Consider the following 23,285-nt stretch of genomic DNA (forward strand, 5'->3'; position numbering starts at 1 on the left):
GCTCCTGTGAATAAAGGAGGTAGAGTGGCCGAGAACAAGCACATCGAAACGCGGTTGGGCGAAGCCATCACCGGCGACATGATCGCGGACGTCATGTCCGGGACGCGCCGAATCGACCTGTCCGACCTCGAGGCGGCCGTTGAAGTCCTTTCCGACATCGACATTCCCGCCGAGCTTCGCGACAACCTGGCGCTCTTCCTGCGCCTCGAGCGCCGCGTGCTGCGCGAGTACGACCCCGCCGTGCTCGACACCTTTGACGAGCTCATGATGAACGTCATCCGCGCGAACGCCGGCGACCCGGGCGCGGAGGCCGACGGCGAGGACGTGGACGAGCAGGGCATGCCCGCTTCGAGCACTTCTTCCGCCGAGGCGTTCCGCGACGCCATCGCCCTCATCGACGCCCTGCCCGTGGACCGCGCGCAGGTGATCGTCCGTGCGTTCACGGCGTTCTTCCACCTGGCGAACCTGTCCGAGGAGAGCTACCGCGTCGGCATCCTGCGCGAGCGCGAGCGCAACGTGTCCACCGAGGACGCGGTCGACCCGGCCAACGCGCTTACCGTGGCGTTCCACCAGCTCACCGAGGAGGTCGGCGGCGCCAAGGCCACCGAGCTGCTCAGCCGCCTGGAGTTCCACCCGGTCTTTACCGCGCATCCCACCGAGGCGCGCCGCAAGGCCGTCGAGGGCAAGATCCGCCGCATCGCCGATCTGCTGGAGGAGCGCTCCCGCCTGGGCGGCTCCGACTTGGTGGAGAACGAGCGCCACATGCTGCAGGAGATCGACGCCCTGGTGCGCACGAGCCCCATCGCGCTCAAAAAGCCCACACCCGTCGAAGAGGCCGACACCATCATCGACATCTTCGACAGCACGCTGTTCGACACCATTCCCGTGGTGTACCGCAGGTTTGACGACTGGGTGCTGGGCGAGTACGCCGGCACGGTTCCGCCCGTGTGCCCGGCGTTTTTCCATCCCGGCAGCTGGATCGGCTCCGACCGCGACGGCAACCCCAATGTCACCGCCAAGGTGAGCCGTCAGGTGGCCGCCAAGTACGCCACGCACATGATCGCCAAGTTGGCCGACAAGTGCCGCCGCGTGGGCCGCAACCTCACGCTCGAGGCCGCTTACACCAAGCCATCCGACGAGCTGCTCAACCTGTGGAGCCACCAGGTCGAGATGAGCGAGGTGCTCACCGAGCGCGCTCGCGAGATCTCGAATTCCGAGCCGCACCGCGCCGTCATGCTGGTCATGGCCGCGCGCCTGGACGCCACGGTGACGCGCAACGCCGACACGATGTACCGCAGCTGCGACGATTTCCTGGCTGACCTGCGCGTCGTGCAGCGCTCCCTTGCCGGCGCCGGCGCCGTCCGCGCCGCGTACGGCCCCGTGCAGACCATCATCTGGCAGGCTGAGACGTTCGGCTTCCACATGGTCGAGATGGAGTTCCGTCAGCACTCCGTGGTGCACAGCCGCGCCCTCGCCGACATTCGCGAGCACGGTATCCACGGCGAGCTCGCCCCCATGACGCGCGAGGTGCTCGACACCTTCCGCGCGATCGGTTCCATCCAAAAGCGCTACGGCCAGAAGATGGCGCACCGCTACATCATCTCGTTCACCAAGTCCGCCCAGCATGTCGCCGACGTGTACGAGTTGGCGAACCTGGCCTTTGCCCATGCCGAGGACGTGCCCGCGCTCGACGTCATCCCGCTGTTCGAGCAGCTCGAGGACCTCGAGGGCTCCGTTGACGTGCTCGACGAGATGCTCAAGCTCCCCGCCGTGCAGGCGCGCCTGGCCCAGACCGGTCGCCGCATGGAGGTCATGCTCGGCTACTCCGACTCCTCCAAGGACGCCGGCCCCACCACCGCCACGCTCGCCCTGCACTCCGCGCAGGAGCGCATCGCCGCGTGGGCGCAGAAGAACGACATCGACCTCGTGCTCATGCACGGCCGCGGCGGCGCCGTGGGCCGTGGCGGCGGCCCGGCCAACCGCGCGGTGCTGGCCCAGCCTGCCGGCTCGGTGAACTGCTTCTTCAAGGTGACGGAGCAGGGCGAGGTCATTTTCGCGCGCTATGGCAATTCCACGCTGGCACAGCGCCATGTGGAGAGCGTCGCGGCGGCGACCCTGCTTAACTCTGCGCCCTCTGTTGAGCGCACCAACACCGAGACCACCGAGCGGTATGCCGACATGGCCTCTGTGCTCAACCGTGCGAGCCATGAGCGCTACCTTGACCTGCTGAACACCGAGGACTTCACCCCGTGGTTCTCCACCGTCACGCCGCTCACCGAGGTGGGCCTGCTGCCCATTGGCAGCCGCCCCGCCAAGCGCGGCCTGGGCGCCAAGTCCCTCGACGACCTGCGCACCATTCCGTGGGTGTTCTCCTGGAGTCAGGCGCGCATCAACCTGGCCGCATGGTATGGCCTGGGCACCGCGTGCGAGGCGCTGGGCGACCTTGAGCTGCTGCAGCGCGCGTACCGCGAGTGGCCGCTGTTCAGCACGTTCATCGACAACATCGAGATGTCGATCGCCAAGACGGACAACCGCATCGCCAAGATGTACTTGGCGCTGGGCGACCGCAGCGATTTGGCGAACAAGGTCTTTGACGAGATGATGCTCACGCGCTCCTGGGTGCTGCGCATCGTGGGCGATAAGTGGCCGCTCGAGCACCGTCGCGTGCTTGGCCAGGCGGTTCGCGTGCGCAACCCGTTCGTGGACGCCCTGTCGCTCGCGCAGGTCCGCGCGCTGCGCGAGGTCCGCGCCAACCAGGACGAGCTGTCCGAGGAGGCCAAGGCCGAGTACATGAGCCTGGTGCTGGAGACCGTGACCGGCGTCTCCGCCGGCCTCCAGAACACGGGGTAATCCGCGGTTTGCCAAGCTGTTGAGGCGGTCGATGCCGCGTGGGGCCCGGCTCGCGCTTGGGCATCGATCGCCGGGGATTTCTCGCAATGCGCATCACATGGTAAAAGGGCGTGGGATCTGGCTCCCACGCCCTTCTTTCTGTCGCTGAACGGAGCATGCAGCGCGCGTTCTGAATATCGCTTATCGAGGCGGAAAGGCGTCGCGCGGCTCTGCGTCGCGGCGCGAGCCGACACGGCGCCTTCCTGTCCGTCAGCGCTTCACGCGCTTGCGCAGGGCTCCGATCGCGGCGGCAAGGGCGCCGCCGATGCCCGTCGCAGCGACGGCGAGCGTTGCGGGGTCTCCCGTGGCGGGAAGTGCCGCGTTACTCCCGCTCTGCTGCGACGTCCCAGCGCCTGGTGCAGGCTGCGAGCTGTTGCCCTGATTGGGATCTGGGTCGGGCGCGGGTTCAGGCTCGGGCGCTGGGTCGGGGTTCGGGTCGGGGTTCGGGTTCGGGTCGGGGTTCGGGTTCGGGTCGGGGTTCGGGTTCGGTTCTGGATCAGGGTTCGGGTTCGGCTCGGGATTCGGGTTGGGTTCCGGATCAGGGTTCGGGTTCGGCTCGGGATTCGGGTTGGGTTCCGGATCGGGCTCCGGCGTCACGGATGCGAGCGTCCTCACGGTGACCGGGTGGCTCGTCGCCGGCGCATGCGCGGCGCCGGCGCTCACGCGCGCATAGGCATCGTAGACGGTGTCGGACTCAAGCCCCTCGAAATGCGCGGATGCCTGCCACGCATCGCCTTGCGGCATGCCGGCGCCACGCTTTACGAGCGCGTATTCCACGGTGCCGTCATCGGCTCCGGCGGAAAGCGTCGCGGAAAGGTCGACCGAGGTCTCGGTGACGTTCTCCGCCTTGACATCGATGGTGCGTTCGATGCCCTTTACGACCACGCGGACGTTCGTGCCGAAGCTCTCCTGCGCGCCTTGGGCCTCGTAGTTGATGCTGAGCGAACCGAGGTGCTCGCCGATCGGCAGGCCCTCTTTGGGCTTGATGGTGATGCTCTCGTTTTTGCCCTTGGGATCAATCGTGATGGGATTGTCCGCACCGACGATCTCGAAGTGCTCGGAGTTGAGTTTGACGGTGACGGTAGCAGGTTTATCCCCGGCGTTGATGAGCGTCAGCGTACCGGGTTTGATCTGCTCCTTGGTGTAACCCGCCTGTAGGGGATCGAAGGCGGGGACGATAACATCGAGCGCGTGGCTGTCCAAGGTCTTGAATTCGTGCTTCTCGCTCACGGCGGCGGAGTAACCGTCGGCCGCGGAGATGCGCGCGTAGGCGTAGTACGTCGCTCCGGGGGTCAGGTTCTCAAAGACAGGCGATTGTTTCCAATCGTTATCGGCCGGTTTGCGGTCGCTATCCAGAAGGGCGTACTCGATCGTGCCAGAGCTGGCACCGTCGGAGGGCGCCGCTTGGAGGGTCGCCATGGTCGAGTCCGTACTCGCCACGCCAACCGAGATGGTGCGCTCGATGGGTGCGGGTGCCGGGGGCGTCTGGGAGGGATCCTCGTAGAAGATAAACTCGCGAGCGGAGGCGGTGCTGCCTTTGGTGCTAGTTGCCTTGATGCGGATGTAGCGGCCGGTCACGGGCTCATCGAACGTGGTCCGGGAGACCATGGGGCCGACCTGGCCGTTGGAGTACTTCGTATTGAACGTGCCCACCATGCTGAATGCCTTGGGATCGACCTTGGGATCCCCCTTGTCTCCCTCGGCCTGCGGAAGAGTCGGCGCGCCCTCGGGTGCGCAGGAGAGCTCATAGGCGAAGATGTTGCCGGCGCCACCGTAGCCGCGGGCGACGATGTCCAGGTGCTTGAGGGTGCGCGTCTTGCCGAGGTCGATGACGATGTACTTATCGTTCGTGACGGCGGTCTCCCACATTTCGTCTTGGTCGCCGAGGAAGTATCCGTCTACAGCACGGTGCGCACCCGAGCTTCCGTAAATGGGTGCCGCATCGTTGATCTTGAGCTGGGCTGCGGGGACGACCTTGGCGTCCGCTGGATCCCACGCATCCCTAAATGGGCGAAGCTCGATCGTCTGATCGCCCTTTGATGCAAGGGCCGTTCCATGCGCCGATGAACGCAGGGTGAGAGTCTTGCCCTCGGGCAGCGGCTTGCCGCGTTCCAAGGAATGCCATGCGCCGTCGTAGTGCACTTCGACGGAGTCGTAGCTCTTACCGTCTGCCAGATAGACGCAGCGCTCGGGATCGTTGATGCTGTAACCCTTGGGTGCAATGCCCTCGGTGATGTCGATGGCGTGGACGGTTTGGACGCCGTAGAGCTTCACTTTGATATCGTTTTGCGCGGTGATCGCGGCGATCTCGTCGGGCCTGAGAGTCACCTCGTGCTTGTTGTCGGTGACATCGGTCCACTTCGTGCCGCCGTCCAGGCTGTACTGCCATTTCAGCGAGCTGTTGTTGAACTGCGGCCCGAGTTTGAGAACCCCCGCATCGTTCTTGTCGTCCTTCTTGTTCGTGTCGTCGAAGGAGAAGAGGACGATCTTGCTGTCCGCTTTTCCGAGCAGTGCCTTTGCGACAGCGATGCAGGCATCCGGTTGGTTGACGTCGGTCGCAGTCGCCTGCGTGGCGGTTTGGAGCGTGCCGATGCGCAGTCCTTCCACTTCGCCCAATACGTCTTGGCCGCCCTTCTGCTCGATGAGCTTCATGAAGCTGTGCATGGGCAGCGGGTAATAGGCGTAGTTTTTCGCCACGTCCTCGGCCAGCTCGATCCACTCCTCTTTGGTCGCCTGCTTCTTTTCAAGCAGGTTGACCTTGGCCAACGTGGCATCGAGGTTGAAGGGCTGCACCTCTATGGCCTTGTTGATGACGGCGAGCTTGTCCTCGGTTGAGGCGCTGGCGTCGGCGAGAACGCGCAGCTGGAAGGATTTGACGAAGTCGTCCCAGTCCACGAGTGCATCTGTTGCGAGCAGGATGAATGGGCCGCCGCCGTAGCGCTTGGTCGATTCGTTCCCGTTCGTATCTCGATGGACTTCCTCCCAGCCCAGGAGCATGTGGTTGACTTCGGGGGTGTTCGTGGTGAGCCAGCCGTATATGTCGTTTTGGATCGTGTAGCCCAACCGCGTATCGGTTTTCCCGTTGGGCAACTGGACCCTGATCGGCTCGTAGCGCGGACAGGCCGCATGGCCCGGCTGCCCGCAGACGGTGGCGGGCAGCCCCGAGACGCCGCTGAGGTTCTCGGCCGTCTTGGCAATGGCACCGCAGACGCCGCCCTTCTCGAATACGTTCCACAGCTGGGTGTGCTTCAAGGCGGGGTCTTTGGGGCTTTCGAGCTTCATTCCCGGGAAATTGGGGTCTTGATAGTCGAAGCGGTATTTGCTCGCCCAACCTCCCAGGATCTTCTGCCCCGCCGGGTAGTGCTGGCGCTCGTAGCTCGAGCGGTGATCTTCGATGGAGATGGCGTCGGCGTTGAGCTGCTCGCCGTAAAACACGGGGTCGTCGTAGGTCTTTTCGCCACCCGGAACGAACCAACTGTATTCGGTGAAGGTGTAAGCGTTCAGGCGCTCACTCTCCTTCTGAGCCTCGGTCATGAGCGTATCGGTTGGCTTACCGTCCTTGTAGATGACGCGTTCCTTATCATCGTGGCCGACGAACCAGTTGGAGTAGTTGGCGAGCCAGGGAATCTCCTCGTCGGCGATGCGATTCTCGAAGACCCAGCGCATCATCTCGACGGGCAGCGCGTCGAAGATCTCCTTTTTGAAGTGATATTGCTCGCTGTGGGCGCGCAGGGTCTTGATGTGGCCGTAACGGGTGACGGGATCGGCCTTGACATTGCTGCCGGTCCATAGCCTTGTGTTGTCGCACATGCCGAGGGCTGCGGAGACCATCATCTTGCGATAGACGAGACGGTCTTTCTCGTTGGTGTCTTTGATGTCGCTTTCGTAGGCTTTTGCGAGGTTCACGAGTGTCGTGAGGGACTTGATGTGGCTTGCGTTGCCGCCGCCTCCCCTACCGCCGGGGACGCCGCCGGTCACATAGAGCTCGAGCATCTGATGGTCGTTCAAAAGCCAGCTGAGGTATCGGGTGTTTTCCTCAGATGTTTGGGCCCATGTTACGAGCTCATCATATTTGATCGTGTTGACCAGCCAGCGGCGCATAAGAAGGAGCTCGTTTTCGTCGCTGAGGGTGCCGGCGGCGATCTTGCTGGCGACCTCTTGCGGGGTTCCGAGTTCGGCGATCTGCTTATCGTATTCTTCGACCGTCTTGAGGTTGACTACCTCTGATGTTGCAGGCCGTGGTGCGGGGGCTGCCTGTTGATTCGGTTCAGCGGCGATCGCTTGGGAGGGGGAGATTATCGATGATCCCACGGTCAGTGCGAGGCCGGCGGCTATCGCAAGGTGCTTGCACGTACGCGTTTGCCTCCGGCGCGGTTCAATGAGTTGGTCACCCGGATGTTGGGGCATATGTCCTCCTCAGGCTGTGTAAATGCACATGTGTAGTCCAATATTGCGGTGGGTATTATGCCATATTGGTGGTTCGAAGCGTGCAAGAAACCGGCAAAAAGCGATTCGTTCTTCGGTGGATGCTTGATTTCCAACTTCAACGAAACACCTTGACCGCATAGCGGGTTTCCGCACTCATCGATACGCGTCTCCTTGAGTTTTGGAAGTGTTTCGCTGAAGTTGGAAACCAGGCGGTGAAAAGTTTTGTCCGGACGGTGTCTTAGACTTGCTTCACAGTCGGAGGTGCGAATCAGAAGGGGCGGTTAATATGAGCGAGTTGGTCCAAGAAGGCGAAAACGCGGTCATTCTCGAGAGTTTCTACAAAGAGGTCGCCGGGATCCTCGATGCCGCACGCAACAGGGCGTACACCGCAGTGAACTTTGCGATGGTTGAGGCATATTGGGAAATCGGTCGTAGCATCGTTGAGCGGCAGGGCGGCGAGGAGCGCGCGTAGTATGGTGAGGCGCTGATCCAGGGAATGTCCAAGCGTTTGACTAAGGACTTTGGCAAGGGGTTCGACCCATCAAATCTTCGGTATATGCGACTGCTCTATCAGGCGTTTCCAATTCGTGGCGCACTGCGTCACGAATTGAGCTGGACGCACTACCGTAGGTTGTCCCGCATTGCCGATCCGGACGCTCGCATTTGGTATATGAACGAGTGCACCGACGCCAAATGGAGCACGCGCCGGCTCGAGCGGCAGATTAATACGCTGTTTCGCGAGCGTTTGCTGGCGAGCAGGGACAAGGAGCTCGTCTCTTCGGAAATCGAGCGCCAAGAGCCGCCCAAGCGCCCGGAGGATATCATTCGCGATCCCTACGTGCTCGAGTTCCTTGGCTTTTCCGATGATGCTGCATTTCACGGATCGGCCGTGGGGTGATATTGAGCGCATGAATCGCGACATGGTGGCGAACATCAACGCTCGCGTCGCCCCTAATGACGACCTGTATATCTTGGGCGACTACTCATTCAAGATGACTGCCGAGGCCGCTGCCGCGCTGCGCGCGAGCATCAATTGCCGCAAGGTCCATCTCGTCCAGGGCAACCACGATAAGGACTGGACGCAGCGCGCGGTTGCGGACACGTTCATTGTGGAGCCGCCCATCGTCAAGCTCAACGTCCATGGGCAAAAGCTCATCTTGTCGCACTTCCCGCTTATGGACTGGCCTTCGATGTCGCACGGCAGTTGGTACCTGCACGGGCATATCCACAGTTGCGGCACGGTGTACAACGAGCTCAACCGCAAGCAGGGACTTATGCGCTACGACGTCGGCGTGGACGCGAACAATTACCTGCCGGTGAGCTTGGACGAGATTCGCGTCTGGTTTGCCGATGTGGAGTATTGTGGGCGCGCCCGGTGGTGGGACTGGGTGAACGGCACGTATGGTCTGCAGGTTGCCGCTGCCTGCGAGCAGGTTCGCGAGGTGATGCGCGAACCGCAGGGCGGATACCAGACCGCCCAGGAATCCGCCGAAGCCGCGCGTGTGCGTTCGACAAGGCTACGAGGGCTCAAGCTGTAGACGGATATCACATCCAGGTTTAGCCGGGATCGGGTGGATCCGTTCGCCGTATGCTCCCCGTGCTTGCCTGTATAGCGGCAACACGGGCAATACTTGGGCTATCGGATACACGGGGAAGGGGCGGCATCATGCAAGTCATCGAGGCGATCTAGAAGCATGTGATAACGCGGCGCCATTGGGAGTAAATCTTGCAACATGAAGTGTCAAGATTCGCAAAAATCTTGCAATATGAGATTGCAAGATTGGAAACGCGATGCGTGCGATCGTTGCCGAGAAAATACAGGTTTTTTTGACGATGGGGTACCCGAGGTATTCGACCGCGACCTTGATCTGGGCCCCGTCCTAGCCCCCGCCCGGGGTAACCTGGCAACTGTCGTTACGGGCATTCGCCGCTGTGGTAAAACGTATCGGTTATTCCAAGAAATGCATCGCATTATTCGAGAGGGTCACAACCCCGAGCACATCCTTTATTTCAATTTCGAAGATGAGCGGCTCAAACCCTACTCCCCTCAGCTCCTGTCCGAGGTTCTCGACACCTTTTTCGCCATGCGCCCATCGGCAAAGCGCGGGGGTGCCTTTTTGTTTTTCGACGAGATCCAGGAAGTTCCCGAATGGGGCGCATTCCTGCGGCGCGTCATCGACACGGAAAAGGTGACGCTCTACGTGACGGGTTCATCTTCAAAGATGCTGTCCACAGGGTTGGCCAGCGAGTTTCGCGGACGCTCGCTCTCACGCGAGCTGTTTCCCATGAGCTTTTCGGAGTTTGTGCGGTACTGCGGGGTTGAGCTCAAGGCCGCGGGGGAGGGGCTGCCGCAGGCGTTTGGCAGCACGATCTCTGTCCAGCTGCGCAATCTCCTGCCCGAATATTTGAAGCGCGAGGGTTTCATCGCAACACAGCCTTTTCCGCCATCCGATAGGGTCTTGCTGCTGCAAGAGTATGCGTACAGGACCGTTAACATGGATGTCATCGAACGTTACGACGTTCGCAATCAGGTGGTCGCGACGCAGTTCCTCTCTCGTTGCCTGGCTTCGTCGGGGGCGTGAGCTCTCGGTTGATAAGCTTGTGGCGCAATTCAAGAGCGCGGGGATAGCGCAACATCGCGTGCAACGCTATCGAGTTTGCTTTCCTATTATCAGGAGGCGTACCTGCTCTTCGAATTAAAAGAGTTCTCGCGGGCACTGGCGCAAAATGCGAGGGCGGTTTCAAAGGTTTACGCAATCGACCCCGGAATGCTCATGGCGTTTCCCCCTCGGCAACGCAAGATGTGGCGCAGCGTTTGGAAACGGCGGTCTTTGCCAAGTTGAGAAGGTCGCTGACGACGCCTCGACAGGGTGCCTTGTCTCGACTTCTGCTTACCGAGGCGGGGAGCGCGCGGCATGAGGTCGATTTCGTGTTGGGCGACCCGCTGATGGGTGTTGCGCACCAGCTGATTCAAGTTTCTTGCGATATGCAGAACGAAAAGACGCGCGGACGTGAAATTTCCGGCCTTGTGGCAGGCATGCGTCACCTTGGCTTGGACGAGGGTTGGATAGTGACGACGAACGAGGAAGATGAGCTGAAATTGGAAGGCGGCGTCATCCATATTGTTCCGGCTTGGAAGTGGCTGCTCGATTAAAGGACGCGCAGTGCGGAGAGCAGAATTGGGGGCATCCCCTGCGCCGCTGAGGTTCTCAATGTTCCAAGCCTGTTAAGACCGCGTGAGCCGGGCGTTCTTCTAAGATGGAGCACCCGGCTTTCCTGTATGCTAATGAGCAATCGCGCGCATTGTGTGGGGAGGCTTGGGGCGTTGTGGCCTCGGCGTTGTCACCCGGGATGTGCCGCGTTGCGCCGAGCCGTGCTGTCTACGCGCCCCGGCAGTCTGTACACCAGCCGCCCGCTACGGCACGGGGCGGCACAGATCATCAAGGAGGAAGCAGTGGCACAAGACTGCACCGCCAATCCCGCAAACACCCATTCCATGCATACCCGTACCTGCGGCGAGCTTCGCGCCGAGAACGTGGGCGAGGAGGTCACTCTCACCGGTTGGGTGAGCCGTCGCCGTGACCATGGCGGCCTTATCTTCTGCGACCTTCGCGACCGCGAGGGCATCACGCAGATCAACTTCGATCCCGAGCACTCCGACGGCGACGCCTTCAAGATCGCCGAGACCATGCGTCCCGAGTGGCCCATCCTCGTACACGGCGTCGTGCGCGACCGCGGCCACGATGCGGTGAACCCCAAGCTCGCCACTGGCGAGATCGAGGTGCTCGTCGACCACGCCCAGGTGCTCAATCGCTCCAAGACCCCGCCGTTCCAGATCGAGGATGGTATCGAGACCGCCGAGGACACGCGCCTGCGCTACCGTTACCTGGACCTCCGCCGCCCGGAGATGGCCGCGCGCCTGCGCCTGCGCTCCGACTTCACGTTCGCCATCCGCTCCGCCCTGCATGACCGCGCGTTCACCGAGGTGGAGACGCCGGCGCTTTTCAAGTCCACGCCCGAGGGCGCGCGTGACTTCGTGGTGCCCAGCCGCCTGCAGCCGGGCAACTTCTACGCCCTGCCGCAGTCCCCGCAGCTCCTCAAGCAGCTGCTCATGGTGGGCGGCGTCGAGCGCTACTACCAGGTTGCCAAGTGCTTCCGCGACGAGGACCTGCGCGCCGACCGCCAGCCTGAGTTCACGCAGGTGGACATCGAGATGAGCTTTGTCGAGCAGGATGACGTCATGTCGCAGCTCGAGGACGTGCTCTCCGACGCCTTTGCGCGTGTGGGCGTCGAGATGCCCACGCCGCTGCGCCGCATCTCCTACTGGGACGCCATGGACACCTACGGTTCGGACAAGCCCGACACCCGCTATGGCATGGAGCTCGTCGACCTGACCGACGTGTTCGCCTCCTCCGCCTTCAAGGTGTTCGCCAGCGCCGCCAACACGCAGGGCCACGTGGTCAAGGCCATCAACGCCAAGGGCGCCGGCACCTGGCCCCGCGCGCAGATCGACAAGCTGGCCAAGGTCGCCGCGACGTTCGGCGCCAAGGGCCTGGCTTGGATCGCCTTCCGCGAGGACGGCTCCATGAATAGCCCCATCGTCAAGTTCTTCACCGATGAAGAGATGGACGAGTTGCGCCGCCGCTGCGATGTCGAGCCTGGTGACCTGGTCATGTTCGCCGCCGGCCCGCGCCGCGAGTCCGACGAGATCCTGGGCGGCATGCGCTCCCACATGGCCGACGCCCTTAACGTGCCGCGCGAGGGCCACGACTTCCTGTGGGTCGTGGACTTCCCGCTGTTCCACTGGGACGAGGACGGCCAGCGCTACGAGGCCGAGCACCAGCCCTTCACACTGCCGCACCTCGACGAGCTGCACCTGCTCGACGAGGACCCGCTCAAGATGGGTTCTTGCACCTACGACTTCGTCATGGACGGCTTCGAGGCCGGCGGCGGCGGCATGCGTATCCACGATGCCGAGCTGCAGCTCAAGATGCTCGAGTTCATGGGCTTTACTGAGGAGCGCGCCCGCGCCCAGTTCGGCTTCTTGATGGAGGCCCTCGAGTTCGGCGCCCCGCCCATGGGCGGTTTCGCGCTCGGCCTCGACCGCGTGTGCATGCTGCTTGCCGGCACCGACTCCATCCGCGACGTCATGGCGTTCCCCAAGACGAGCAGCGGCTCCGACCTCATGTCCGCCGCCCCGTCTAAGGTGAGCTTGGCGCAGCTTAAAGAGGTCGGCCTCCGCCTCGAGTAATCGGCTGTACGAGGCACCCGACCTTGCCCCTCAATCGTCGGGCGCCGCACGCAAGGCGTGCGCCCTCCTCTTTCAGGGCGATCTGGGGCGCCTGGGAAACCGAGCGGAATTATGGATGGTATCCCCCCATGCACCTCGTGCCTATGTGTGATTGTTTGGCAGCGCCCGCGCACCTCGTTGCGCGGGCGCTGCCATACCGATGGGGCCGGGCAGGGCCCAAGCTGGTCGGTTTTGCCGGCGAGATGCCGCAAATTGGCCGAAAAGGTAACGAAATATGGAACGTCTTGAGTAAACCGTCCTTTCAGGGAGAAAAACCCCAGCTTACGTGGAGCCGAAACGTCCGTATACTCACCCTGTCGAGTTTTTCGTTACTTTTTCGGCCGATTTGCGGCATGCGGGTGCCGAGCGCGCCGCTCGTTCCCTCGTTTTCGACCCCTCCGACGCATCGCCGTCGTGTTTTGCTGCAATAAAGCGGTTGACGTTTCGCCGCCCATGCCAACCACACAGCTATGGGCGGGATGCGCGTTGTCGTTTGTTTGAACGGGTGGGTGAGTGTCACCGGTGTATCACCAGAGTTTCGATGGGTGTTACAACAAAGACAAGCCCATCTAGAATGAGTTGGTCGCCCACGAGAACATTAGCCGGTCTGGTGAACTTGTCTACGAGGAGGTTCACCCAGAGGGCTGCGAGCCACAGTATCAAAACCATCCCAGTTGTATACAGAGACACAGCATAATCAAAGGGGTTGCGCGGGCCCAAGCCAGCGAATGTTGCCGGATCGTTGCTGGAAAAGCTGATGAGATGTGCCTGCGCACGCAAGGCAAGTGCCCTCCGCGCGGTTTTACACATGTGCAACGTTGAGACGGGTGCATGGCGAAGTTTTATACTTTGGGCAAGGATGTGCCTGACCTCGGGAGGTAATCGTGGACAAGCGGCTGATCGGCGCAATTGAGGCGGGCGGTACCAAGATGGTGCTCGCAACCGGATATGCGGATGGCGCCATTGTGGAGCGGGCGAGTATCCCTACGGAGGAGCCCGCGCGTACGGTTCCCGCCATGATTGACTGGTTTGCGAGCAAGGGAATCGCCGCGCTGGGAATCGCGGCGTTTGGGCCCACGGCGGTCAATCCCAAGTCGCCGGAGTACGGCCATATTCTGCAGACGCCCAAGCTCGCGTGGCGTGGTTACGACTTCCTTGGCGAGATGCAGCGCGGCCTTGCCGTACCCTGCGGATATGACACCGACGTGAACGGCGCCTGCCTGGGCGAGGTCATGTACGGCGCCGGCAAGGGGCTCGACAACGTGGTCTATATCACGGTCGGCACCGGCATTGGCGCCGGCGTGTACGTGGGCGGTCAGCTGCTCCACGGCATGCTGCATCCTGAGGCTGGTCACATCACACTCGCTCGCGTGCCCGGCGACGAGGACTTTGCCTGTCATTGCCCGAGCCATGACAGCTGCTTTGAGGGGCTCGCCGCGGGGCCTGCCGTGGTGGCTCGCTACGGCGTCGAGCGTGCGTCGGAGATGGCCGACGATGAGGGCTTTTTGGAGCTGGAGAGCACCTATATCGCCCAAGGTATCGCGACCTACATCTATACGCTTTCCCCGCAGCGTATCGTGCTCGGCGGCGGCGTGCCCGACCATGCCCCCAAGCTCATGCCTCGCGTTCGCGCGAAGGTGCTTGAGCAGATCAACGGGTACCTGGCGACGCCGGAGCTCGCGGACATCGACGCCTACATCGTGCCGCCTGCATGTGACGGCAACCAGGGCGTCCTCGGTGCCATCGCACTGGGCGCACGCGCGCTTGAGGGCTGACGGCGCATTCGAAGGCGGATGACCCCGTTTGATGGTTGAAAGAGCGCTCGAGGGCAGATGCCCCTCGCTCGAGGGTTGAAAGCGCACTCGAAGACGGACGACTCCGTTTGAACTCGGAGGCTGACGACCCCGTTTGAGGGCTGAAAGAGCGCTCGGAGGCAGGCGTTCCCGCTCGAGGGTTGACGACCCCTTCGCCTCTTTTGGCGTGCTCGCGGCATTGCAATGAGCCACAACGCTTGGCATGTAAAAGGCGGCGCCACGTAACCGAGCTGTCGGTTGCCAGCGCCGCTGTTTGAAAACGCGGTAACGGGGCACTCGAGCCCCTCCGTCGCACGGATCGCGATGAGCTGCGCTGTGTTTACCGTTCCAGCGCGGCGAGATAATCGTCGACCGCCGCTTCGAGCGCACCCATGCTTCCGGGTTCGAGCGTGAGGGTGTCGCTGGCCCATTCTTCGGGGGAGAGCGCGAAGCCAAGGCTCGGCCCACCTATGCGCTCGACACCGATGGCCGCGAACAGGCGCTCGAGGTCCTTGCGCATGCCGGCCGTCGCCCCGCGTCCGCCCACGCCGCTGACGGCGGCGCGCTTGCCCTTGATAGCGGAGGGGCTGGTACGGTCATGCTCATCGAGCGGGCGCGAGAGCCAGTCGAGCAGGTTCTTGAGGCCGCCAGGGATTTGATAGTTGTATTCGGGGGAGAAGAACCAGAGGCCGTCGGCGCTCAAGACGGCGGCGCGGGCCGCGGCGACCGGATCGGGCGTGGGCCATTCGATGTCCTGGTCCATAAAGGGGATGTCACGCCAGTCGAGGTAAGAGACCTCGGCTCGGTCGCCGATGATGCGCTCGACCTCGCGGGCGAGTTGACGGTTGAACGAGTGCTCGCGCAGCGAGCCCACAATCATGAGAATTCGGGGCATACGAGCTCCTTTCGGGTGATGAGCGCCCATGCGCGCCGCTTCTGTAAGATGGTTCCCCCAAGGTGCTCTTTATTACCCACTAAGGCTGTATACATAAAAAGCCCGCGTAAAACGGCAATCGACTTGAGTGTTGTCTGTTTGGGCGATGGTCGTGGTCGGGTTGGGCTGGTGTTGGTGCTGCCGGGTTGCGGGCGCACTGCCGTTCACGCGGTGGAGTTTCGTGGCGGCGTTCGCGCATCGCCCTTGCGGCGACGGGGTGATGCCCGTGCCGGCCGTTGTCGGCTGCTGCCTGGCCCCATGGCGGCGTCGCCCGTTGCCTGACGTACGGGCGTCTGCCGCTACCTGGCCTGTGGCGCCGCCGACCGTTGTCGGGCGTGGGGGACATCGGCCGCTACCTGGCCTGTGATGGCGCCGCCCGTTGCTGGGGTCTCATGGCGCCGGGGCGTGTTTCTTTTGCTCCGCCTGCACGTGCCGCGGGTACAATGAAGGACGGACACGTGCCGCCTCTACCGGTGCGCGCATGTGACTGGCAGGTATAGGGACTGGCAGGTATAGGGAGAGGATGTAGGCGATGGATTCGATCATCAAGCTCGTGCCCGACTTCAAGGGCAAGATCTGGGGCGGCCGCCGCATGGCGGAGGACTTCGGGTATGAGATTCCGGATGGTCCCGTGGGCGAGTGTTGGGCCATCTCCGCGCACCCCAATGGCGACGACGCCATCGCCAGCGGCGAGTATGCCGGCAAGACCCTCTCGTGGCTGTGGGCCAACCATCGCGAGCTGTTCGGCAACTGCGAGAGCGACGTGTTCCCGCTGCTCGTGAAGATCATCGACGCCGCCGACGACCTGTCCATCCAAGTGCATCCCGACGACGCCTACGCCAGCGAGCACGAGAACGGCAGTCTGGGCAAGAAGGAGTGCTGGTACGTGCTTTCCGCCGATGAGGGCGGCACCATCGTGGTGGGCCAGAACGCTCGCTCCCGCGAGGAGTTCGCGCAGATGGTCGAGGAGGGCCGCTGGGGCGAGCTTCTCAACGAGATTCCTGTCCACGCGGGCGATTTCTTCCAGATCGATCCCGGCTGCGTGCATGCCATCAAGGGCGGCACGGTGATTCTCGAAACGCAGCAGTCGAGCGACGTGACCTACCGCGTGTACGACTACGACCGCCCCGGTGACGACGGCAAACTGCGTCCGCTGCACCTTGAGCAGTCCCTCGACGTCATCGACTACGCTATGCAGGCACCCGAGTCCGGCGAGGTCACGCAGCCCGAGGTCGACGGCGTGACGGTGCTGGTTTCCAACGACTGCTACACCGTCGAGCGCCTGCGCGTTGCGGGCAAGCTCACGTTTGCGACGCCGTATCCCTTCACGTGCGTGAGCGTGATCGAGGGCGAGGGCACCGTGAACGGCGAGCCGGTCGTCAAGGGCAGCCACCTGCTGGCGCTCGCTGCCTGCGATGAGCTGGTGCTCACCGGCGACATGACGGTCATCACCTCTCACCTGTAGCCTCTCCGCTGCGTCTCGGCGGAACGCCGCTACTTCCGCCTGAGAGGACACCGCCTCGGCTTTCAAACGATATGTGGCCTTCGGCTTCGGAAATCATCTCGATTTTGTGGTCGAAGGCCACGTTTCATTTAGAATGCCTCGCGAAGGCCGCTCTCGTTAGGGGCGGGCGCGGATAGGCGAACGCGCACCTGCCTCCCAAGAACGTGCGCGTCTGGTCTTGATCGCACATTGCAGACACCCTTCGGGGTTCTGTTGCCCTATACTCACTCATGTACCAACGGGGAGCTGGCGGAGGCCGGCTGAGAGGAAGCCCGTGGGGTCGCACATCGAACTGCGCCGCGCCGTATGGCACGCGAATGGCTCGACATCGATTCGGCATCACGCCGACGCCGCGCCCCGCACCGCTTCGACCCGCAACCTGATCCGGGTAATGCCGGCGTAGGGATCGAGCAGCCTTGTTCCAAACCGACGTGCGCGCTGGAAACAGCAGACGTCGCGAACGTGCGAGCGGGCCCCTACGAACAATCGAGGGGTCCGTTTTTTGTGGCCCCGGAAAGGATGCTCATGGAAGCAAGCGTGGCAATTCAGGTCCTGCCGCAGCGTGTGGGTGGCAACGAGGAGGTCTGCCGCATCGTCGATGAAGCGATCGCCTACATCCAGACCAAGTTCCCCGACGCGTACGTGGGGCCGTTCGAGACGGCCATCCAGGGCGAGTACGACCTGTGCATGGAGGTCGTGGCCGGTGTGAACCGCATCTGCGTCGAGGCTGGTGCGCCCGAGGTGGCCACCTACGTCAAGATCTTCTTCGCGCCTGAGGAGGGCGTCCTTACCACCGAGGAAAAAATCAGCAAGTACCACGAGAACGATGCCTAGGGGCGCGCGTTCAGCGCATTGCGCGCCGCATGGGGATGCTGTAGTCGACGCCAGCGGCGATAAGGGCGCACATTTTGTAGGAAAAGGCGTTTTGAAGCGCTTTTCTTGCCTTGGTAAGGAGAAATGTGCGGGCTTTACACCGGGCCTGTTGTCGACACTGTCGATTTTGGCTGCACCTTTGACCGTTTTGTGCCTACTGCTCGCCTGGCAGGCGGTCTGTTCCGCCGGTCTGGTCCCGCCGTTCATGCTGCCGAGTCCCGTGAGCGTGGCGCAAGCGCTCGTGACCGACTGGCCGCTGCTCGCGAGCCATGCGGCCACCTCGCTTGCCGAAGCGGGCCTGGGGCTCGGCGCGGGCGTGGCCCTCGGGTTCGTGGTCGCGCTCGCCATGGATCGCTTTGAGCTGCTGTACCGTGCGTTTTATCCCATCGTCGTGCTCACCCAGACCATCCCGACCGTCGCCATAGCGCCGCTTTTGGTGCTGTGGTTTGGCTACGGGATGCTGCCCAAGGTGGTGCTGATCGTGGTGACAACCTTCTTTCCCATCACGGTCGGCCTGCTTGAGGGCTTGCGCTCGGTTGACCCGGACGAGATCGACCTCATGCGCGCCATGGGCGCCTCGCGCTGGCAGATCATGCGCCACGCGAAGCTGCCCGCCGCGTTGCCGCAGCTCTTTGGCGGCCTCAAGATCTCGGCGGCCTACGCCATCGTGGGTGCCGTGATCGCCGAATGGCTGGGTGGCTTTTCCGGGCTGGGCGTGTACATGACGCGCGTGCGCAAGGCGTATTCGTTCGACAAGATGTTCGCGGTGATCTTCCTGATTTCCGCGTTGAGCCTGGTGCTCATGTGGGTGGTCGATGCGCTGCGCCGCGCAGTGATGCCCTGGGAGCGCGCAGGCGAATCCAACAGGCGCTAGCGCTTCGAGTTGGAGCAAGTGCCAATTCGAGACAGTGAAGACGAGGAGCGCTGGGAACCTTGGCGTGAGCACCTCAAATGAGTGCCTGTTCCCAATTTGAGGTGTCGGGAGCCTTGGCGTGAGGGCCCGGCGCCAACTCGCAATATCAGGCATGCGGCCAAGGTGTCGCTTTTTGGCGACGAGGCCGTTGAACAAAAACAGTGCGGTGCGCGAGCGCCGTTAAGAGGAGATATCTCATGAAAGACAAGATGATGAACATCGAGGCCGCCGGTAAGACGGTCGTTGGCAACCTGATTTCCGAGCGCGCGATGTCGCGCCGTGCGGTGCTGCGTGCGGGTACGGCGGGCCTGGGACTCGCTGGTGCCGCAGCGCTTGCGGGCTGCGGCGGCGCGCCCAAGGGTAGCGGCTCGGCATCGACTGCGGGCGGCTCGAAGCTGCGCAAGGTCACTTTTGCCCTGGACTGGACGCCCAACACCAACCACACGGGCGTCTACGTGGCCGCCGAGCGCGGCTACTACAAGGATGCCGGCTTGGATGTGGAGATCGTCCAGGCGCCCGAGGACGGGGCCGACGCCCTCGTGGCCTCTGGCGACGCGCAGTTCGGCGTGTCCTTCCAAGACACCATGGCGTCCTACCTGTCCTCGGATGATCCCCTGCCCGTGACGGCCGTTGCCGCCATCATCCAGCACAACACCTCCGGCATCATCAGCCTGAAGGAAAAGGGCATCACGAGTCCCGCCAAAATGGCCGGTCACACCTATGCCACGTGGGAGATGCCCATCGAGCAAGGCGTGATCCAGCGCTGCGTCGAGGCGGACGGCGGCGACTTCAGCCAGGTCAAGATGATTCCCTCCACGGTGACCGACGAGGTCACGGCGCTCAGCACCGACCAGGTCGACTGCATCTGGATCTATTGGGCCTGGGCGGGCGAGAAGTGCGACCTGGCGGGGCTCGAGACCAACTACTTCGCATTTGCCGACATCGACTCGGTGTTCGACTTCTACACCCCGGTGATCATCGCAAACGACGACGCGATCAAGAAGGACCGCGCGATGGTGCAGGCGTTCGTGGACGCCACGCGCCGCGGATACGAGGATTGCATCTCCGATCCCGACGGCGCGGCCGAGGTCTTGCTCAAGGCCGCGCCCGAGCTCGAGCACGACCTGGTGGTGGCGAGCCAACGCTACCTGGCCGATCAATATCGCGCCGACGCCGCCGTGTGGGGTCAGATCGACCAGGGTCGATGGGATGCCTTTTACGAGTGGGTCGCTGCCCAGGGCTTTGCGCCGGATTTCGAGCCCGGCGCCGGCATGAGCGCCGATTTCATCGAGGCGTAGGGGCATGGCGACGCTTGCGGTCGAAGGCGTGTCTCAGGGGTTTGACGGGCTGAGCGTGCTCGACGACGTCAGCCTCACGGTGGAATCCGGGCAGGTGGCGTGCCTGCTCGGCCCCTCCGGTTGCGGCAAGACCACGCTGTTCCATGTGGTGGCGGGCCTCGCCCGCCCGCGTTCGGGGCGTGTGCTGCTGGATGGTCACGACATAACGGGGCGGCCGGGGAGCCTGTCGTACATGCTGCAAAAGGATCTTCTCCTGCCGCATAAGACCGTCATCGACAACGTGGCGTTGCCGCTCGTGCTCAAGGGCGCGTCCCGCAGCGAGGCTCGCGAGAGGGCGGAGGGCCTCTTTGAGCTGTTTGGGCTCTCGGGCGTGGAGGGCCGCTGGCCGGCGGAGCTTTCCGGAGGCCAGCGGCAACGCGCCGCGCTGATGCGCAGCTATCTGTTCTCGCATGAGTTCATGCTGCTCGATGAGCCGTTCTCTGCGCTCGACGCCTTCACCAAGGCGGAGCTGCACACGTGGTTCCTGAGCGTGATGGATGCCTGCGGCGCATCGGCGCTCGTGGTGACGCACGATATCGACGAGGCGGTCAAGATCGGGGATGTCATCTTCGTCATGCGCGGAGCTCCGCAAAAAGGCGACCCCGCCCGCATCGTAGGTTGCGAGCGCGTCTCGTGCCCGCACCCAAAGCGCGCCGAGTTTGCCGTCTCCCCGGAGTTTTTGGAGCACAAGCGCCATGTGCTCGAGCTCCTGCGGTCATAGGGAAGGTCTTTCGGACCCCCTCCCTCCCTGACATTCGGCTTGCAGAGCTGTCCTGTTCCTTACATACCATTACCCGCAGCTGACGCGTCTATGCGTCACCCTGAACATTCGGCTCCTATCATCCCAACGCAGCGCTGGATAAGCAGCGCTGTACGGTCCAAACATGATTGGGGAGAGATGATGACAGGGAAGAACACGACATCTCGTCGTCGGCCGCGCTGGTACCGCGCCCTCACCGCCACCTTGGCGGTGCTCGCGGTGCTCGTGGCCGGCGGCGTGCTGTTCGCCAACCCGACGACCGGCGTCGCCGATGCGGACGGCGCTCAGATCGTCGAATCCGGCAAGACGCAGTGGCAGTATCGCGACGACAACCAGCAGCCGGCTGACGGCTGGCAGACGAGCGCCGCGGTGAGCGACGCCGCCTGGAAGACGGCCTCCGGCAGCTTTGGCGCCAAGAACGGGCAGATCGCCGACCTGGGTGGCGGCATGACGCCCCAGGTGCTGCTGAACCAGTACATCAACGGCGCCGATGGCGACGCCATCCCGGTGTATTACTTCCGCACCACCTTCGACGCCAAGGACATCGACGCCATCCAGGCCATCACCGGTGAGGTCGCCTACGACGACGCCGCCATCGTGGCCGTAAACGGGCACGTCGTCGCCGAGTTCGACAACCACGTGAAGGACGGCACCGATCCGATTTACGGCACCACCAACTACGGTGGCTCCAACGACAGCGCTCCCAAGACGGCGACCTTCAACTTCACCGATATCGCGAGCCTGGGCCTCAAGGCCACCGGCAACGTCCTGAGCGTCGAGCTCCACAACGGGCGCGCCACCAGCTCCGATATCTACTTGGACGTGAAGAACGTCTCCTTCACCTACGGCAAGGCCGCCGACACCGTGAAGGACGCCTCCCTGGAGATCGGCGCCACCGAGTCCGCCCGTAACTTCAACTGGCTCGGCACCTCCACGAACGCTTCGTTCGTCGAGATCGCCCCGGCCGCCGGCTACAAGGAGGGCGACGCCTTCCCGGAGTCCGGCGCCGAGAAGGTCCAGGCGCTGCAGTCTGCCGCCACCCGTGAGGGCTTTATGTCCAATAAGGCCACGGTGAGCGGTCTTGCCGCCAACACCGCCTACGTCTATCGCGTCGGCAACGACGACGCCTGGTCCGACCCCGCCGTCTTCACGACGGGCAACTTCGGCTCCGGCGCCTCCTTCAGCTTCCTGTTCGCCGGCGACCCGCAGATCGGCGCGAGCGGCAATTCCGATGCCGACCAGGCTGGTTGGCAGGCGACGCTCACCAACGCCGTGAACAAGCTCACCCCGAACTTCATGGTGTCGGCCGGTGACCAGATCAACGACAAGGGCGCGAAAGAGGACGGTCAGTACGACAGCTACTTCGCCCCGAAGGAGCTCGCCTCCCTCACCCAGGCCCTGACCGTGGGTAATCACGACAACGGCAGCTCCCGGTACTCCGACTACTTCAACGTTCCCAACGTCAGCTCGCTCGGCGCCACCAGCGGCACCGGCACCCAGTCCGGCGATTACTGGTACGTGTACAACGGCGTTCTGTTCATGGACATCAACTCCAACGACATGAACACCGGCAACCACAAGGCGTTCATGGAGCAGGCGATCGCCGCCAACCCGAACGTCAACTGGAAGATCGTGGTGTTCCACCACTCCGTCTTCTCCCTCGCCAACCACTACACCGACTCCGACATCCAGAGCCGTCGCAACGAGCTCCCGCAGGTCTTCAGCGATCTTGGGATCGATGTCGTGCTCATGGGTCATGACCACTACTTCACCCGCACCACGATGATGGAGGGCGCGAACCCGGTCGCCTCTGAGACCGGTGCCGATGCCAACCAGGTCGTCGATCCGGCAAAGGGCCAGGTCCTCTACCTCACGGCCGACTCCGCCTCGGGCTCCAAGTACTACAAGACCAACAGCGCTGTCGTTAACGCCATGCCGACCTGGGTCGCCGCGCAGGGGCAGAGCAACCGTCCGACCATCACGAACGTGACCGTTAACGGGGGCAAGCTGACGCTCGACACCTACTACACCGACTCCGCCGACCTGGAGAAGCTCGATACCTTCACGATCGTCCACACCGACCAGAACTCCGGCGACAACGGCACCGATAACAACGGTTCCGACAACAACAACGGCACCGACAACAACAACGGTACTGGCAACAACAATGGCACCGACAACGGTACCGGCAACAACAACGGTTCCGACAACAACGGCGCCAACAACGGCAGCAACAACGGCGCCAACAACGGCAACAATAACGGTACCGGCAACGGCACCGGCAACGGTACCACCACCGGAAACGGTGCCGGCGCTACGGCCAAGCCGTCCACCTCGACCGGCACGAAGGGCGGCTCCCTGCCGCAAACCGGAGACCTGATCGCCCCGGCCTTCATCGCGGCCATCGCCGTCGTGGGCGTCGCCGTCATCGCCGCGGCGCTCGTCCTCAAGAATCGCGACCGCCAGGTGCGGTAAGCCTGCGGCCACCCGTCCCGCCGAACGCCTTCGGCGAACTTGGTGAGCCATTCGGGCCGGAGTGCATGCCTTTCGCGGCGTGCGCTCCG

Annotated in this window: 14 protein-coding genes and 1 pseudogene; 13 read left to right on the plus strand and 2 right to left on the minus strand. The window is 63.1% G+C overall.

Annotation, left to right across the window (positions count from 1 at the left end; genetic code table 11):
• Window positions 1-24 precede the first annotated feature (24 nt).
• Complete coding sequence (locus LK434_RS00060) at window positions 25-2,850, plus strand: phosphoenolpyruvate carboxylase (protein WP_006720831.1); 2,826 nt, start codon at window positions 25-27, stop codon at window positions 2,848-2,850.
• A 249-nt stretch (window positions 2,851-3,099) separates the two neighbouring features.
• Here the strand turns inward: LK434_RS00060 and LK434_RS00065 are convergent, their stop codons facing one another.
• Complete coding sequence (locus LK434_RS00065; protein ID WP_006720832.1) at window positions 3,100-7,296, minus strand: discoidin domain-containing protein; 4,197 nt, start codon at window positions 7,294-7,296, stop codon at window positions 3,100-3,102.
• Window positions 7,297-7,603: 307 nt separating this feature from the next.
• On the opposite strand from LK434_RS00065, the pseudogene LK434_RS00075 reads away from it, so the two are divergent.
• The 6 genes and pseudogenes from LK434_RS00075 to LK434_RS00100 all read left to right on the plus strand — a co-directional run bounded on the left by LK434_RS00075 (window position 7,604) and on the right by LK434_RS00100 (window position 14,382).
• Window positions 7,604-8,215: pseudogene (locus LK434_RS00075) on the plus strand (DUF1016 N-terminal domain-containing protein).
• A 10-nt stretch (window positions 8,216-8,225) separates the two neighbouring features.
• Window positions 8,226-8,855 carry a hypothetical protein gene (locus tag LK434_RS00080; protein ID WP_006720836.1) on the plus strand — a complete coding sequence of 210 codons (630 nt, stop codon included), beginning with the start codon at window positions 8,226-8,228 and terminating at the stop codon, window positions 8,853-8,855.
• A gap of 195 nt (window positions 8,856-9,050) precedes the next feature.
• Window positions 9,051-9,899 carry an ATP-binding protein gene (locus LK434_RS00085; RefSeq protein WP_227917760.1) on the plus strand — a complete coding sequence of 283 codons (849 nt, stop codon included), beginning with the start codon at window positions 9,051-9,053 and terminating at the stop codon, window positions 9,897-9,899.
• A 233-nt stretch (window positions 9,900-10,132) separates the two neighbouring features.
• The gene (locus LK434_RS00090; RefSeq protein ID WP_227917761.1) at window positions 10,133-10,471 is read left to right on the plus strand and encodes an ATP-binding protein; all 339 of its coding nucleotides are present in this window, start codon (window positions 10,133-10,135) and stop codon (window positions 10,469-10,471) included.
• Between the two features lie 342 nt (window positions 10,472-10,813).
• Window positions 10,814-12,568, plus strand: coding sequence for an aspartate--tRNA ligase (gene aspS / locus LK434_RS00095; protein ID WP_006720839.1), 1,755 nt, complete (start codon window positions 10,814-10,816; stop codon window positions 12,566-12,568).
• 923 nt (window positions 12,569-13,491) lie between these two features.
• Complete coding sequence (locus LK434_RS00100) at window positions 13,492-14,382, plus strand: ROK family protein (RefSeq protein ID WP_006720842.1); 891 nt, start codon at window positions 13,492-13,494, stop codon at window positions 14,380-14,382.
• Window positions 14,383-14,740: 358 nt separating this feature from the next.
• Here LK434_RS00100 and LK434_RS00105 read toward each other — a convergent pair whose 3' ends face one another.
• Window positions 14,741-15,295 (minus strand): NADPH-dependent FMN reductase, encoded by a 555-nt coding sequence (locus tag LK434_RS00105; RefSeq protein WP_006720843.1) that lies wholly within the window; start codon window positions 15,293-15,295, stop codon window positions 14,741-14,743.
• 571 nt (window positions 15,296-15,866) lie between these two features.
• On the opposite strand from LK434_RS00105, the gene LK434_RS00110 reads away from it, so the two are divergent.
• The 6 genes from LK434_RS00110 to LK434_RS00135 all read left to right on the plus strand — a co-directional run bounded on the left by LK434_RS00110 (window position 15,867) and on the right by LK434_RS00135 (window position 23,196).
• Window positions 15,867-16,799 carry a type I phosphomannose isomerase catalytic subunit gene (locus LK434_RS00110; RefSeq protein WP_006720845.1) on the plus strand — a complete coding sequence of 311 codons (933 nt, stop codon included), beginning with the start codon at window positions 15,867-15,869 and terminating at the stop codon, window positions 16,797-16,799.
• A 564-nt stretch (window positions 16,800-17,363) separates the two neighbouring features.
• Complete coding sequence (locus tag LK434_RS00115; protein ID WP_148334533.1) at window positions 17,364-17,672, plus strand: thiamine-binding protein; 309 nt, start codon at window positions 17,364-17,366, stop codon at window positions 17,670-17,672.
• A gap of 178 nt (window positions 17,673-17,850) precedes the next feature.
• Window positions 17,851-18,585, plus strand: a complete 735-nt coding sequence (locus LK434_RS00120) for an ABC transporter permease (RefSeq protein ID WP_006720848.1) — start codon at window positions 17,851-17,853, stop codon at window positions 18,583-18,585.
• 236 nt (window positions 18,586-18,821) lie between these two features.
• Window positions 18,822-19,922: an ABC transporter substrate-binding protein gene (locus LK434_RS00125; RefSeq protein ID WP_006720850.1), complete on the plus strand. Its 1,101-nt coding sequence runs from the start codon at window positions 18,822-18,824 to the stop codon at window positions 19,920-19,922.
• Between the two features lie 4 nt (window positions 19,923-19,926).
• Window positions 19,927-20,682 carry an ABC transporter ATP-binding protein gene (locus LK434_RS00130; RefSeq protein ID WP_006720851.1) on the plus strand — a complete coding sequence of 252 codons (756 nt, stop codon included), beginning with the start codon at window positions 19,927-19,929 and terminating at the stop codon, window positions 20,680-20,682.
• A 180-nt stretch (window positions 20,683-20,862) separates the two neighbouring features.
• Complete coding sequence (locus LK434_RS00135) at window positions 20,863-23,196, plus strand: FN3 domain-containing metallophosphoesterase family protein (protein WP_187371207.1); 2,334 nt, start codon at window positions 20,863-20,865, stop codon at window positions 23,194-23,196.
• The last annotated feature ends 89 nt before the right edge of the window (window positions 23,197-23,285 follow it).

This window comes from Collinsella stercoris DSM 13279, assembly GCF_020735465.1.
GTDB classification, from domain to species: domain Bacteria; phylum Actinomycetota; class Coriobacteriia; order Coriobacteriales; family Coriobacteriaceae; genus Collinsella; species Collinsella stercoris.

Coding starts and splice junctions, on each gene's coding strand:
- LK434_RS00130 (WP_006720851.1), top strand. CDS start 19,927: ATGGCGACGCTTGCGGTCGAAGGCGTGTCTCAGGGGTTTGACGGGCTG.
- LK434_RS00125 (WP_006720850.1), top strand. CDS start 18,822: ATGAAAGACAAGATGATGAACATCGAGGCCGCCGGTAAGACGGTCGTT.
- LK434_RS00080 (WP_006720836.1), top strand. CDS start 8,226: ATGAATCGCGACATGGTGGCGAACATCAACGCTCGCGTCGCCCCTAAT.
- LK434_RS00085 (WP_227917760.1), top strand. CDS start 9,051: ATGAAGTGTCAAGATTCGCAAAAATCTTGCAATATGAGATTGCAAGAT.
- LK434_RS00115 (WP_148334533.1), top strand. CDS start 17,364: ATGGAAGCAAGCGTGGCAATTCAGGTCCTGCCGCAGCGTGTGGGTGGC.
- aspS (WP_006720839.1), top strand. CDS start 10,814: ATGCATACCCGTACCTGCGGCGAGCTTCGCGCCGAGAACGTGGGCGAG.
- LK434_RS00105 (WP_006720843.1), bottom strand. CDS start 15,295: ATGCCCCGAATTCTCATGATTGTGGGCTCGCTGCGCGAGCACTCGTTC.
- LK434_RS00110 (WP_006720845.1), top strand. CDS start 15,867: ATGGATTCGATCATCAAGCTCGTGCCCGACTTCAAGGGCAAGATCTGG.
- LK434_RS00135 (WP_187371207.1), top strand. CDS start 20,863: ATGACAGGGAAGAACACGACATCTCGTCGTCGGCCGCGCTGGTACCGC.
- LK434_RS00065 (WP_006720832.1), bottom strand. CDS start 7,296: ATGCCCCAACATCCGGGTGACCAACTCATTGAACCGCGCCGGAGGCAA.